The 13,869-nt window shown below is 67.3% G+C and carries 11 protein-coding genes; 4 read left to right on the top strand and 7 right to left on the bottom strand.

The features are described 5' to 3' along the window. Positions 1-124: 124 nt before the first annotated feature. Positions 125-865: a class I SAM-dependent DNA methyltransferase gene (locus tag NQK81_RS43800; RefSeq protein WP_257486208.1), complete on the top strand. Its 741-nt coding sequence runs from the start codon at positions 125-127 to the stop codon at positions 863-865. Positions 866-919: 54 nt separating this feature from the next. Here the strand turns inward: NQK81_RS43800 and NQK81_RS43795 are convergent, their stop codons facing one another. Then, a complete protein-coding gene (locus NQK81_RS43795; RefSeq protein WP_257486207.1) occupies positions 920-2,083 on the bottom strand; it encodes a glycosyltransferase family 2 protein in 1,164 nt (387 codons plus the stop codon). A 163-nt stretch (positions 2,084-2,246) separates the two neighbouring features. Here NQK81_RS43795 and NQK81_RS43790 point away from each other — a divergent pair, with 163 nt between their 5' ends. Together NQK81_RS43790 and NQK81_RS43785 are read left to right on the top strand one after the other, a co-directional pair. Continuing rightward, entirely contained in the window at positions 2,247-3,359 is a 1,113-nt protein-coding gene (locus tag NQK81_RS43790) for a hypothetical protein (RefSeq protein ID WP_257486206.1), read from the top strand. Positions 3,360-3,474: 115 nt separating this feature from the next. Next, positions 3,475-4,383: an aminoglycoside phosphotransferase family protein gene (locus NQK81_RS43785; protein WP_257486205.1), complete on the top strand. Its 909-nt coding sequence runs from the start codon at positions 3,475-3,477 to the stop codon at positions 4,381-4,383. Here NQK81_RS43785 and NQK81_RS43780 read toward each other — a convergent pair. The 6 genes from NQK81_RS43780 to NQK81_RS43755 all read right to left on the bottom strand — a co-directional run bounded on the left by NQK81_RS43780 (position 4,355) and on the right by NQK81_RS43755 (position 12,264). Further along, complete coding sequence (locus tag NQK81_RS43780) at positions 4,355-4,894, bottom strand: GNAT family N-acetyltransferase (protein WP_257486204.1); 540 nt, start codon at positions 4,892-4,894, stop codon at positions 4,355-4,357. The two genes, NQK81_RS43785 and NQK81_RS43780, sit on opposite strands and share 29 nt — an antisense overlap. Then, on the bottom strand, positions 4,894-6,144 hold the full coding sequence (locus NQK81_RS43775; protein ID WP_257486203.1) for a type III PLP-dependent enzyme domain-containing protein: 1,251 nt from the start codon (positions 6,142-6,144) through the stop codon (positions 4,894-4,896). Before NQK81_RS43775 ends, NQK81_RS43780 begins: the two co-directional genes overlap by 1 nt. A 14-nt stretch (positions 6,145-6,158) precedes the next feature. Next, the gene (locus tag NQK81_RS43770) at positions 6,159-7,472 is read right to left on the bottom strand and encodes a DUF6271 family protein (RefSeq protein ID WP_257486202.1); all 1,314 of its coding nucleotides are present in this window, start codon (positions 7,470-7,472) and stop codon (positions 6,159-6,161) included. Continuing rightward, positions 7,454-8,515 (bottom strand): phytanoyl-CoA dioxygenase family protein, encoded by a 1,062-nt coding sequence (locus NQK81_RS43765; protein WP_257486201.1) that lies wholly within the window; start codon positions 8,513-8,515, stop codon positions 7,454-7,456. Before NQK81_RS43765 ends, NQK81_RS43770 begins: the two co-directional genes overlap by 19 nt. A 90-nt stretch (positions 8,516-8,605) precedes the next feature. Then, entirely contained in the window at positions 8,606-10,390 is a 1,785-nt protein-coding gene (locus NQK81_RS43760; RefSeq protein WP_257486200.1) for an ABC transporter ATP-binding protein, read from the bottom strand. Next, on the bottom strand, positions 10,387-12,264 hold the full coding sequence (locus NQK81_RS43755; RefSeq protein ID WP_257486199.1) for an ABC transporter ATP-binding protein: 1,878 nt from the start codon (positions 12,262-12,264) through the stop codon (positions 10,387-10,389). Before NQK81_RS43755 ends, NQK81_RS43760 begins: the two co-directional genes overlap by 4 nt. A 187-nt stretch (positions 12,265-12,451) precedes the next feature. Here NQK81_RS43755 and NQK81_RS43750 point away from each other — a divergent pair, with 187 nt between their 5' ends. Then, entirely contained in the window at positions 12,452-13,444 is a 993-nt protein-coding gene (locus tag NQK81_RS43750) for an aldo/keto reductase (protein WP_257486198.1), read from the top strand. Positions 13,445-13,869 lie beyond the last annotated feature (425 nt).

Below are 13,869 nucleotides of genomic sequence, written 5' to 3'. Positions count from 1 at the left end.
CTGGTGGCCCGGCGAGCGAGCCCGAAGTCCAGAATCAGCCATATTGCCAACCTTGTCAACATTTGTGACACAAATTTGCCCGTTCGGCTGGCTGCCTGAGGTACCCCCGCGTTACAGTACGGCCGTGGACGAATCTGACGGATATTTCGGAGAAGACGTCGCGGCGACCTATGACCAGTCGTCCGCGAGCATGTTCGAGCCGAGCGCCGTGGACCCGGTCGTCGATCTGCTGGCGGAACTGGCGGGCAAGGGTTCCGCACTGGAACTGGGGATCGGGACCGGACGCGTCGCGCTTCCGCTGGCGCGCCGCGGAGTCCCGGTACACGGCATCGAGCTGTCGCGGGCGATGGTGGCCAAGTTACGCGAGAAACCCGGCGGTGAAGCGATTCCGGTGACGATCGGCGACTTCGCGACGACCAAGGTCGACGGAACGTTCTCGGTCGCCTACCTGGTCTACAACACGATCAACAACCTGACGACACAGGACGAGCAAGTGGCCTGCTTCCGTACCGTCGCCGACCATCTCGAACCAGGCGGCTGCTTCGTCATCGAGGTCGGCGTCCCGGAATTGCGGAAACTCCCGGCAGGCCAGAACGTCGTCCCCTTCCATGTCAGCCCCACGAAATGGGCGTTCGACATCTACGACGTGGCGACCCAGGCGATGAGCTCGAACTACGTCGAGGTCGTCGATGGCCGCGGCAGCTATCACACGATCCCGTTCCGCTACGTGTGGCCGTCCGAACTCGATCTGATGGCCAGGCTGGCCGGGCTACGCCTGCGGGACCGATGGGCGGGATGGTCACGCGACCCGTTCACCAGTGAAAGCGATCAGCACGTTTCCGTTTGGGAGAAACCGGCGGCCTGACCTGGAAAGCGGAGTGCCGGCGATGGTCACGAACCATCGCCGGCACCGCCGTCGCTAAGCCGTCACGAGTTTACGCGAGACCCGGTTCGCTTCCCGATATACGGCTTCACGGTACTTTTCGCTCAACTTCGGGATCGGCGCGAGAACGCGGCACTCCTCGAAGAACCGGTCCTCGAAGGGCATCGCGAAGCCGACCAAGGGGATGACCTCCAGCTCGGAACGGCAGTCGAACCATTCGCCGAGTTCGGGATCATCGAGTTCCGCCTGTCCATCCAGCACGGCCCCGACCACCAGGGTGGGGATCCCGTCGATCTTTCCGCGGACGAGACCGAGCGAACCACCGGGGGCCACGCCCGCCAGCTCCCGCTCGATCTCCGGACAGATCGCATCGATCTCGACCCAGCCACCGAAGGTCAGCGCCAGTTCCAGGTCGAGACGCGGCCACTTGGCGAGGTAGTAGCGGTTGGTGATGGACGCCGAGACGTCCTGGGCCGCCTGGTCCCGGCGATGCGGAAGATGTATCCCGTACACGTCGTGCGCGAGCACGAGCGGTGTTCCGCTCCGGGAGATCCTCAGTGCCCATTCCTGATCCTCCGGCCCCCAGCTGACAAAGCCTTCGTCCAGCATCAGATCGTGCCGCCGGATGGTCTCCGCCGGAAGGGCCATGAGGCCGGTACGGGCGAACGCCCACGGATACCTGGCATAAGCCGAGGCGTATTCGGCGGAGAAACGAGGATCCAGTTTCACCCGGTCCGCCGTCGCCAATTCCTCGAGCACCTTGCGGTAGTGCTCGAACGGCCGCACCTCGACATCGCCGACCTCGGTGGGGACGACCTCCTCGTAGCCGAGCACCTGGCCCATCGCGCAGATGTTGTGACCGTGCCGGAAATACCGGTCGCACAGGGTCTGCAGCGCCGTGGGCGCCAGCACCACGTCCGCGTCCACCAGGCAGATGATCTCGCCGGAGGCCTGGCGGATGCCCAGATTCGTGGCTCTGCTGGTGTTCCAGTCCTCCTCGACCTGCACGGAGAGGACTTTCATCTTTCCGGTGTACTCACGGCACAACGCGGCGAATTCCGGATCGTGCTCCAGCACACCCAGTACGACTTCGAACTTCGCCCTGTCCAGCGTCTGCTCGGCAAGCGACCGCAACACCGGTTTCAAGGTCTGCAGTCGCTGCTTGTACGGGATCACGATACTGAGCACGGGTTTATTCACGGCCACTCCTCGCACGGCTCGACACCGGCCGAAGCATAGGACGCGTGCGCACATCATGGCAAGTTATTGACAAGACCCTGGCAACCCTGGGGTAGGATGGGGTGGCTCCGGCCCGGAGCCGGCAAGACAGCGTTGAGACGACGACCTTTTATCGGGAGCAACCGTGACACCACCTCCGATCCGGCTCTCCGGCGCCGTGATGACGCATCCGAAGCGGATCGACGCGGCGCGCGCCGTGGCCGACGGCCTGCCGGAACTGGGGTTGAAGGTCGTGGTCGACCCCGAACCCGAAGGTCCCCCGGCCGCGTTGCGCGCGGCCCGGCTCGCCTGGGCCGCGGTCGATCCCGGCGCCACCCATCACCTGGTCATCCAGGACGACGCGGTGCCGTCCGCGGACTTCACCCGAAGGCTGAACTCCCTGATCGCGGCGCAACCCGACGCCGCGGTGAGCCTGTTCACCGAATGGGGCTCACGCACTTCGCACGTCATCCGGATCGCCGCGATGCTCGGCTACACCATGGCCCCGGTCGTGGACGACTACATCCCGGCCGTGGCGCTGGTGCTGCCCGCCGAAGTCGCACGCGGTTTCGAGGAATACGTACAGGCCAAGGTCGACGAGGGCGCCCCGGACGATGTCGCGCTCCTGGACTACCTGAGCGACCTGGGCATCCGGACGGTGATCCCGGTGGCCAATCTCGTGGACCACCGGGACGACATCAGCCTCGTCGGCAACAACGTCATGGGTAACCGCTCGGCCGCCTGCCTCCCGCCGCCGGACGCCGTCCCCGACGGTCCTCATTCGCTGCTGACCGCGCCGGCCACCGTTCCGTACTACGACTTCTGGGGGCAGTACGCCGACGCCTGCGTCCCCGACGAGTCCTCTGTGGACGGACGGGTGCGGTCTTCGGCGCGGGTCTGGCTGCGCGAACGCGGTGTCACCTACCAGGACATGATGGTCCTGCTCGAGGAAGCACTGGACAGGCATCCGCAACGCGAGTTCCTCGTCGACCGGCTCAGCGAAATCTCCCTTTCCGAGCTGTGGATCGTCGCGTACCTGCTCGGGGTGATCACGGCCGAACACGCCCGCGCCGTCGGCAGGACACCGGACTTCACCGGACCGCTGACGAAGGCCGCGCTCGCGACGTTCGGGCCGGGTGCCGTGCGCCGCGTCGTACCGGCCCGCTGGCTGCCGGCGGTCGGCTCAGCACTCGAACCGCTGATCCTCGACGGCGTGCGTGCCGGCGCGGCGCGGGAGGCGTCCCGCACGTCGGACTGAGCACGGACTTCGCACCGCGCGGGTCGTGGCCGCCGGAAACCGGCTCGACGGGCGACGGCCCGCGTGGTGTGATCGACCGCGGAAGTCCAGGACCGCGAGACAGATCATCGAGGAGATGTCCGTGACGATCGAGCAGACCGGCGCGAACCCGGTGATCGACGCCGCCTTGGTCGAGCGGCTTCTCGCCGCCCAGCTGCCGGACCTGGCGTCACTTCCGTTGAAACGCCTGGAGCCCGCCGGATCGGACAACGTGATCTACCGGCTCGGGGACGACCTGGCGGTACGCCTGCCACGCGGAGACTGGTCCACCGGCCAGCCGCGGAAGGAGTTCCAGTGGCTTCCGCGTCTCGCTCCGCGACTGCCCTTGCCTGTCCCCACGCCCATCGCGCTCGGCTCGCCGGGTGAAGGCTATCCGTGGTATTGGTGCGTTTCACGGTGGTTCGAAGGGGAGACCGCGACCATCGGCGGACTCGCCGACGCGGACAGGACCGCTGTCGAACTGGCGGAGTTCGTGAAGGCCCTCCAGCGGGTGCCGCCGGACGAGACACTCGTTCCCGGGCCGCACAACAGCTTCATCGGCGCCCCGCTCGCCCGTCGTGATCCCGCGACCCGCGCCGCGATCGAGGCCGTGGACGGCGTTTTCGACGGCACCGCGCTCACCGAGGTCTGGAACGCGGCCATGGCCGCTCCCCCGTGGAGCCTGCCACCGGTCTGGATCCATGGCGACCTGCACCCTGGCAACCTCTTGACCGTGGACGGCAACCTCAGCGCCGTGCTGGACTTCGGCGGGCTCGGCGTGGGCGATCCGGCGTGCGATCTGCTGATCGCCTGGACCCTCCTGCCCTCGCCGGCGCGGGAGACCTTTCGTGCCACGCTGGACGTCGACGACGCCACCTGGGCCAGGGGCCGCGGCTACGCCCTGAGCACCGGGTTGAACGCTTACACGGCTTATGCGGCCACGAACCCCCGGGTGGCGGAGAACACCCGCCACCAGATCACCGAAACGCTGAAGGATTTCCGATAGCGTGCCCGCCGGGCCGGAGCGCCCTGGACATGTACACGGCATCTTCACCGTAGCCTGCCGGAAGCCCTGCCCCGGGGTACGCCCAGTAACCGTTCGCCGACCAGAAACCACCGCTGCCGGCGACGGCCACCAGCGAAATCCGTTGGTAGGACAGCGATACCGCGCGGAGCGTGAGGTGGCGCACGAGACGAGTGGCCAGGCCATGGCGGCGAAAGTCCTTGGCGACGACCAGATCGTGCAGGTGCAGGTTCCGCGAGTCCCGGTGGCCCACGCTTTCCGGCCTCGCGAGGTCCGGGCACCCGAACAGCGGGTAGGGCAACGCGATCAAGTACCCCGCCGTCCGGCGTCCGGCGTCGAGCACGAAGCAGGTGAGCGGAGACAGCGCGGCGCGTGAGCGCAGCGCATCCTCGCCCTCCGAGAGCCCGGAGGCTTGGTAGGCCGAGGTTTCCAGGCCGCGGATGTCCGGCCAGTCCCGCGCCGAGATATGCCGGATCCGGATATCCGCGGACATCACGTGAAGCTCGTCGACCGCGAGACCGGTGTGGCCGTCACCGTGGTGAACACTCGTGGGGGCCGCTTGCGCTCATCGGGGTCACCGCCGTGTGCCACCGTGTACGGGAGCGGGCTGAAACCGTTGAACCCCAGCGTGGTGTAGCTGGTCGTGTAGGCGCCGCTCGAGAGTATCCACACCGGATCGCCCGAGACCACGCCGAGGGGAACCCGCGCCGGGTACCGGCCATGACCGGCGGCATCGTCGCTGTCACAGCTCGGTCCGGCGACGATGGCTGGACCGTACTCGCCGTCCCGGTGCGCCGGGAACTCCAGGCGGTACTGGATCTGGTCCATCTCGTACAGGCCGTTGAACTTGCCACAGCTCAGATACAGCCAGCGCCGACGCCGGCCGTCGAGCAGCTCCCGGTCGGACAGTCGCGCCACGTGGGCACGGATCGCGCCGTGGTCGGCGACCAGGTACCGGCCGGGTTCGATGACGAAGGCCAGTCTGGTCCCGGCCGCTCGCCGAAGCCGCCCCATGCCCGCCCGGATCGTCTCGAATATCCTGTCGAGCGGGGGAATCAGGGGTCTCCCCCGTTCGTCGAGGTAGCCGAGCGCGGGAAGACCACCACCGAGGTTGACGTGTTCGAGCAGGATCCCCTTCCGCTTCAGGGCGATCAGCACCTCCGCCAGGGAATCGAACGCGTCCGTCCACGCTTCGGTGGTCATCTGCTGCGAACCGACATGCACCGACAAACCCGAGAATCTCAAACCCATCGCTCGCGCCGTCTCCGCCACTCGCACCGCTTCCGGGCCTGAACATCCGCTCTTGCCGCTCAGCCCCCAAAGCGCTCCGTCCCCGGTGGTGGCCAGACGGCAGAACACTTTCGCCGCCGGCGCGTGCGCGGCGATCGCGCGCACGTCCTCGACGCTGTCCGTGGCGAAGTCCCGCACGCCCAGCCGGAAGGCGTCGAGAATGTGCTGATCGGATTTGACGGTGTTCCCGTAATGCACCGAACCGGGCGGCGCTCCCGCGCCGAGCGCGGTCGCTATCTCACCGGGGCTCGCTGCGTCGAACCCGGCTCCCTGCCGGGCCAGGAACTCGACGACGGCGTCCACCGGACAGGCCTTCATCGCGAACCGGACGGCGACGCCGGGCAGTTCGCGTTTCAAAGAGGCGTGGCGTTCGCCGATTCCCTGGAGGTCGAAGACGATCTGGTCCTCGGAGGCCGCCGCCAAGGCGGTGAGCAGTCGCTTGTCGTCGAACATGGTGTGGCTTGTCCTCATCCGCAAGGCGGGGATACGAGATCCGCTTCCCTGCTCGCCGACATCAGTCGTTCCCAGTGGTCGATCAACAGTGCGAAATCCGCCATGTCCTGCCGAGCTTCGGAAAGCAAGCGGGATCCTCGCGCCGCGAGGATTTCAGCGAGTTTCGTGTACTTGCCGCCGAGCTTTCGGTAGGCGCGCTGGAGACAGGCCAGCCGCAGTACGTTCTCCTCGTCGTCCAGTTCGAGACTTTCCCTGACAAGCGCCGAGATCGCGGACGCGCGCACGTGATCCCGTTCGTCGCACAAGGACTCGCCCGCCGTCTTCATCCGGCCGTAGATGAAGTTCAGGTACTGCATCGAAAGGAAGAACTTGGCCAACCGCAGCTGGTAGCCGACGAAACCGGATTCGGTTCGCCGTTCCGGTGTATGGAAGTTCACGATGTCGCGGTTGTGCTGAACCGCGGGCAGCCCGGTGGCGTGGACGACGTGGAGCAGGAAATAGTCACTGCCGATCGTATCCGTGGCAGGCAGCAACGGTATCTGCTCATGCACCCGCGAAAAGCCGATGTTGCACATGTCCACGCGCATCGGGTCGAGGACGGTCAGTGTCGAACGGTCCCGGGTGAACGGGCCGGCACCGGACCCGCGGAAGGACTCCTTCACCAGGTTCCGCTTCTCTTCTTCCGATGCGTGGGCAGGAGCCCAGAGGCTCACGATGTCGTAGTAGACATCCTCGTCCATGCGGTGGATCTCCTCGATGTCCACCGAGGGTTCGCCGACGAAGGAGCCACCCACCAGGACGACAGGCCGCTCCGCGAGACCCGGATCCAGCACGGATTCGGAAACACCGGGCGCCGCGTGGGCCGCGCTCTTGCCGAGCGAAGCGAGCTCATGGTGGATCGGGAAGATCTTGGCGTCGTTCAAGACCTGATAGCGGCTGTCGGAATCCCGGCGATGGACCGACTCGCAGCCGAGTGCCGCGCCGAACAGGAACGCGCGGTTGGTGCAGGCGCCATAGGACACACCCGCCGGCAGCATCAAGTCTGGCAGCCGCGACTGCCGGTCGAGGCCTGCTCGCCGGATCACCCCGTTCAGGAAGCTTCGCTGGTACGCCTCGTCCAGATGCCAGAGGCTCACCTTCGGCACCCGGCGAGCCGCGCGGACGACCTGGGCATATGCGGCGAAGTCGTGCGCGTCCGAACTGTCCAGTACCAGCACGCGCACTTCGACGTCGAATCGTTCGACGGCGTATCGCGCCTCTTCGATGACGGCGGACAGGGTGTCCGCGCAGGCTCTGTTCGTCGGCAGGGTCAGGCAGATCTTCCGCATGCCTTCTCTCCTCGTGGCGAAGTGTGTCGCCGTCGCCACGGTTCGAGGCCGAGCAGCTTCGCACCCAGGTCGTTCAGCTCGGCGGCCGGATACCTCTCGCATTCGGGCCGTTCCCTGGCACCGACCAGCGTTCGGTTCCACTCCGGCGTCTTCAGCCACCGCCAGGACTCGACCCGCGATCGCTTCAACGTGGTGTGCGATTCCAGCGAGGGCATCATGGCGAGGTACTGGACCGCCCGCACACCGTTCCCGGAGGTGTTGGGCGCCACCCCGTGTGCCAGCATTCCGTTCCAGATCAGCAGGTCGCCAGCCTCGAGTTCCGGCCTGACGACCGGAGTCCGCGCCCGGCCGATCGACGGCCGGATCGGATCGCGATCCGGTGGCTGCTCCGCCTTCCACTCCTCGAACGTCCGGAACAGTTCCGGCGCGCACTGGAAGCCGCCGAGTTCGGGCCGCGTGTCGTTGAGCGCGATGATGCCCTGCACGCGTTGCGGTGGCTCCGGCAACGTGCTGTCGAGGTCCCAGTGCAGCTCGATGTCGAACCCTTTCTCCGTGGGCTCGATGAGCGACCGGGACCGGTTCCCGACATTGGGCGGGTTGAGGTTGAGCCGGTCCAGGCTCACCCACAGTTCTTCGCAGTCCCACACATCCACGAACGCGTCGTAGACCCGCCGCGTCTGCCGGGAGTCCCACAGGAGCTGGTGGTGGTAAGCCTCGACGAAGCCGTAGATGTACAGATCCCGTTCCAGTTCCGTCCGGAACTCGCGCTCGGCGTACCAGCTCTCCGGCCGCCGGGGGTCGAGCCCCTGGAACTCCCAGGCGAAATCCAGCAGCGATTTCGCGGCCGAGGCCGAGATCGCCCTTCGCACGACGACATAGCCCCAGGTTTGCCAGAAGTCGAAATCCGCTTCGGAGAGGACCCGCAACGGCCGGGTCTTCCGTATTTCCTTCAACGGGACCTGCGCGACATACGACTCGCCGTCGGAACTCCAATAGGGAATGTCCGAATCCGCTCGATACAGGTCATGGCCACGTGGTGGCATCTACCCTCCAGACGTTGAACGACAACGAGTCTAGAGGGCCGATCAGCTCTTGGCAATATGTTGCCAAGAGCTTGGCAATGCCAGGTGACGTCAGCTGTAACTACGGGCCTGCAGTTCGAACAGATCGGCGTAGAGCCCCCGGCTCGCGAGCAACTCGGCGTGGTCACCGATCTCCGCCACCCTGCCGCCCTCCAGGACGACGATGCGGTCGGCCATCCGGACCGTCGAGAACCGGTGCGAAACGAACAGCGTGACGCCGCCGTTCCTGCCCACCTCACCGGCGGAACCGGCGTACTGCTCGAAGGTCGCGTGCTCGGCCGCCGCGTCGAGTGCCGCGGCGGGCTCGTCGAGCACGAGCATCAGTGGCTGGTCGCGCAGCGCGGAACGAGCGAGCCCCAGCGTCTGCCACTGCCCGCCCGACAGTTCCGCGCCATCCGTGTAACCGTGTCCCAGCGCGCCGTCGAGACCACCCGGTACCCGCCGCACGATCGGCTCGGCACCGGCCCGGCCGAGCACGCCGGTCAAGACGTCGTCGTTCCCCATCCGGGCGAGGTCGCCAACACCCACGTTTTCGCGCAACGTGAACTCCAGCCGCGCGAAGTCCTGGAACAGCGTGGAGATCGCGGATCGCCATTCCTCCGGAGGCATTTCCCGCAGATCGACACCGTCGACCAGTATCCGGCCCGCCGTGGGCTCGTACAGCCCGCACAGCAGTTTGACGAGTGTGCTCTTACCCGCGCCGTTCTCCCCCACCAGCGCGACAGTGCGGCCGGCGGGCAGGTCGAGGTCGACCTCACGCAGCACCGGCCGATCGCTTCCCGGGTAGCTGAAGCTCACCGCTTCGAGCCGGATGCCGTGCCGTAACCGCGCCGGGACGGGCCTGACCGCGGCCGGTGTCCGGGGCTCCCTCGTCGGCCATGTCTTCAGCGAATCCAGCCTCCGCAGGGTGTGGCCCGCCGCGTGCAAGGTCGACAACACGCTCAACGCGGCGGCGACCTGCGCGTTGACCTGCACGGCCAACGTGATGACGAGGACGACGTCGCCGACGGTCACCAGCCCGCGGACGGCCTGCAGCAGCACGAGATAGACGGTGGCGCAGACAGCGGCGGCGAAGGTCACCTGGCCGAGCGCGCGCAGCGCGGCTCCCGCCAGCTGTCCACGCCACAGCTTCGCCGTCGCCTCCCGCCAGCTTTGGTCATGCCGCCGCTTCAGTGCCACCTCCGCACCGAGGATCCTGGCTTCCTTCGCCGACGAGGACGAGGTCGCCACGTGCAGCAGATGACGGGCCAGCCGGTTCTGTTCCACCGCGGCGTCGCGCGAGCGGTCGATGGACCGCTGCGCGTAGCGGCCCATGATCACCGGCGGCAGCGCGCCGAGGGGCAGGAGCAGCAGCCAAGGTTCCAGCGAAGCCAAGATGACGGTGGTGAGGATCAGTTGCCCGCCGAGCAGCACCACCTGCAGCAGCGCTTCGATGTAGGCCCGCGCCTTCTGGATCTCCTCGCGCACGAGGGTGACCGTGTCGGCGAACTTCGCGTTGTCCAGATGCTCGACCCCGGGAGTGCCGTTGACGTAGCGGATGAGCTCGGAATTGATCCGCGACTCCGCCAGTTCGCCGACTTCGTAGTAGTACAGATGCGCGAAGTGCCCCATCATCAGTTCGGCCACGAGGACCAGGGCGATGAGCACCCCGATGACGAAGGTGGCACCAAGCCGGCCATCGAGCAGGTTGTCGGTGAAGGCTCCCAGGGCGAGTGCGATCCCCGGCGTCGCCAGGTAGCCCAGTGTCAGCAGGACGATCGCCTTGAGCAGGCGAGCCCGGTCGGCCTGCCAGGCGAGGGTGAACAACCACCGTGCGGTGCGAGCAAGGTTCTTCATGAAACCTCGTCCATTGTGGATTCGAGAACCGGCGGCGCCGTTTCGTCGGTGAACCGTTCCGCCTGCAGGCGGAACAGGGTGGCGTACCGCCCGCCCGCCGCGAGCAGCTGGTCGTGAGTGCCGCGTTCGGCGACCCGGCCGTGTTCCAGGACCACGATCTGGTCCGCCCGGCGGACGGTGGAGAACCGGTGCGAGATGATCACCGTGGTCAGGCCGCGGGTGATGTCCAGGAAGCGGTCGAAGAACTCGACCTCGGCGCGCACGTCGAGTTGCGCGGTGGGCTCGTCGAGGACCATCACCGATGCTCCCGCGTTCACCGCGTGCAGGGCGCGGGCCAGTGCCACCCGCTGCCACTGGCCGCCGGAAAGGTCCCGGCCACCCTCGTACTGACGGGACAACACGGTCCGCGGACCGTCCGGCATGGACCCCAGCATCTCCGCCGCTCCCGCGCGCCGGGCCGCCGCCAGCAGATCCTCGTCCGAGGCGTCGAACTCCGGCGCGCCGAGCGCGATGTTGTCGGCGAAGGAAAGTTCGTAGCGAACGTAGTCCTGGAAGATCACCGCGAGCCGCCGATGCCAGTCCCGCGGTTCGATGTCGCGCAGATCGCGTCCGTCGACGGAAATCCGTCCGCTGGTCGGGTCGTACAGCCGCGTCAGGAGCTTGACCAGCGTGGTCTTGCCGGCGCCGTTGAGGCCGACCACGGCCAGCGAAGTGCCGGCCTGCACTTCGAGATCGAGCCCCGCGAGCACCTCGCGGCCATCGGGGCGATACCGGAATCCGACGTCGTGGAACCGGATCGACCGCCGCGGCAGGCCGTCGGACGGCAAGGACAGGCCGGATTCGAGCGGGCGCAGGGAGCGGCCTTTGTCGCGGAACGCCAGCAACGCCTCGTAGGCCAGCGACCCGTACTGGGTCTGCACGTCGCATTCCGGGAAGTAGACGCCGAACCGCATCAGGATCAGCACCGATTGCAGCGCGATGCCCAGTTCGAGCAGGCTCAGTCCACCGTGCCCGGCCAGCAGGAGGAACACGACCGTGGCACCGACGAGCCCGGCCGCGGACAGCCACAGGAACGGCGGCCCGAGCAGCGCCCGCCTGCCTCGCCACATCGTGCGCAGGTAACCGAGGTCGTCCCGGCGGTGCCGGTCGCGCAGCCAGTCGACCAGCCCGAGAAGACGGATCTCCTTGGCCGCCCGCGGACCGGACGCGAGTGCCTTCACATAGGACACCTTGCGCCGCTCCCCGGCCAGCCCGTCGTAGAAATCACCGAACTTGCCGAGGGAACCGCGCTGACCGAAGCGGATCACCACGGCCGTCACGCCGATCACGACGGCGGCCAGCGGACTCAAGGTGATACCGACGAGGACGACCGCACCGACGAGTTGCGTGTACCTGGCCACGAGGGCCACGGCACCCGCGGCCGCGTCGCCCGGCGACGCGGAAGCGCGGTCGAAAGCCTCTCGCGCGGCGTTGACGTCGTCGAGCAGCTCCGGGTCGTCCAGCGCCATCGCCGGCGCATCCACCAGCGCGGCGCGCATGAGCAGGACACGGCATCGGCCGTCGACATGCCGCATGACCAGTTCACCGGCCGCGGCCTGGAACGGCGCGAGTGTCTGCTGCAGCCCGAAAGCGGCACCGGCCACGGCCAAGACGGCGAGCAGGGCCGTCCACGCGGCGGGATCGCCGCCGATCGCGGCGGGCACTCGCTGCAGCAGCACGCTCATGGCGACGACGAAGCCGATGGGGAGCAACCCGAGCAGCACGTTGAGCAGCAGCGCCATCGCCAACGTGGCGGGTGGTACGTAGCGCAGCAGACTCAGTATCCGCAGCCAGCGGCCCGCACGCCGCCACACCAGGCCCACCAGAGCGGTCACGTGCCAACCTCCGTCACCGTGCCTCACCGCCTCCCGCGGGATCACCGGAGGTTTCCACAGCTTGCCAGACTGTGCGACACTATGGCAAATCTAAGGGCCCAGATTGGCAAACCGGGGTTCCCGCAGCGCACTCCGCGTGACGGACTGCCTGGCGCGTTGGCCCGGAAGACGGACAAGGACGGTTCGGATGGAGCAGAGGACATTCCGCAGGACCGGGCAACGGGCTTCGGTGATCGGCCTCGGGACCTGGCAATTGGGCGCGGACTGGGGTTCGGTGGACGAGGACGACGCGGCGGCGATCCTGCGGGCGGCCGCGGATTCCGGCATCACGTTCTTCGACACCGCGGACGTGTACGGAGACGGGCGCAGCGAGCGCCTGATCGGCCGGTTCCTGCGCGAATTCGACGGCAAGGGCGCTGAGAACCTCCTCGTGGCGACGAAGATGGGCAGGCGCGGACCGCAGGATCCCGCCGAGTTCACCTTGGACAACTTCCGGGCCTGGACAGACCGCTCACGGGCCAACCTCGGCGTCGACACGCTCGATCTCGTGCAGCTCCACTGTCCGCCGACACCGGTCTTCGGCACCGCCGCGGTTTACGACGCCCTGAACACGCTGGTCGACGAGAAGCGTGTCGCCGCGTACGGCGTCAGCGTGGAACGGTGCGACGAGGCACTGGCCGCGATCGCCCAGCCTGCTGTCGCCAGTGTGCAGATCATCGTGAATCCCTTCCGCCGCAAGCCACTCGAACGCGTCCTGCCCGCCGCGCGAGCCGCGGGCGTCGGCATCATCGCCAGGGTTCCCCTGGCGTCGGGCCTGTTGTCCGGGAAGTTCCGTCACGATACGGCTTTCGCGCCCGACGACCACCGCACCTACAACCGGAACGGCGAGGCCTTCGACGTCGGTGAGACCTTCTCCGGCATCGACTACGCCACCGGTGTCGCGGCGGCACGGGAATTCGGTGAACTCGCACCGGGGCAGCAAACTCCGGCGCAGCTCGCACTGCGCTGGATCATCGACCAGCCCGGGGTGACATCGGTGATCCCGGGCGCCACGCGCGTCGAACAGGCGCGGGAGAACGCGGCCGCCGCCGGCTCGCCCCCGCTTTCCGCGGCGACGCTCAGCGCCGTCGAGGAGATCTACGACCGTCGGATTCGGGGGCAGATTCACCATTTGTGGTGACCGGCGCGGCCGCGGTTCGCGTTCGGCCTGACCGTTCCTACCACCGACGATCAGGCCGAACGCGCTATCCGCACTGCGAAACGGTACCTATGGGCGACGACCGGGACGCCCGGTCAAGCCGAAATCGCCTTACCCCGCCTATAGCCGGCCAGAGTGACTCGGCCAGTCGACTTCCGAGGAGGTCGACCCCCCGGAACCCGGTGACCGGAATTCCACTGTTTCACCGTTCGATGTCGCGTCGGACGACTTTCGCACAGCCTTCTCCTACCTTTCTCAGGCTTGAACAAGAACAGGTGGAATGGTTTTTCCCTCGGCGCGATTCGCCGGGCTTACCACCCAATTTCCCCAGTAGAGACCAGGTTCGGATTCGGGAATTTCCCGAAGGCGAGAACGTCCGGCGCAGCCGATTCCGGACGCGGCTTGGA

Source organism: Amycolatopsis roodepoortensis, assembly GCF_024628825.1.
Taxonomy (GTDB): domain Bacteria; phylum Actinomycetota; class Actinomycetes; order Mycobacteriales; family Pseudonocardiaceae; genus Amycolatopsis; species Amycolatopsis roodepoortensis.
This window is presented reverse-complemented; position numbering and strand designations above follow the sequence as displayed.

Excerpts from the sequence above, each read along its gene's own strand:
- NQK81_RS43785 (WP_257486205.1), top strand. The coding sequence starts at position 3,475 with ATGTCCGTGACGATCGAGCAGACCGGCGCGAACCCGGTGATCGACGCC.
- NQK81_RS43780 (WP_257486204.1), bottom strand. The coding sequence starts at position 4,894 with ATGTCCGCGGATATCCGGATCCGGCATATCTCGGCGCGGGACTGGCCG.
- NQK81_RS43775 (WP_257486203.1), bottom strand. The coding sequence starts at position 6,144 with ATGTTCGACGACAAGCGACTGCTCACCGCCTTGGCGGCGGCCTCCGAG.
- NQK81_RS43770 (WP_257486202.1), bottom strand. The coding sequence starts at position 7,472 with ATGCGGAAGATCTGCCTGACCCTGCCGACGAACAGAGCCTGCGCGGAC.
- NQK81_RS43765 (WP_257486201.1), bottom strand. The coding sequence starts at position 8,515 with ATGCCACCACGTGGCCATGACCTGTATCGAGCGGATTCGGACATTCCC.
- NQK81_RS43760 (WP_257486200.1), bottom strand. The coding sequence starts at position 10,390 with ATGAAGAACCTTGCTCGCACCGCACGGTGGTTGTTCACCCTCGCCTGG.
- NQK81_RS43750 (WP_257486198.1), top strand. The coding sequence starts at position 12,452 with ATGGAGCAGAGGACATTCCGCAGGACCGGGCAACGGGCTTCGGTGATC.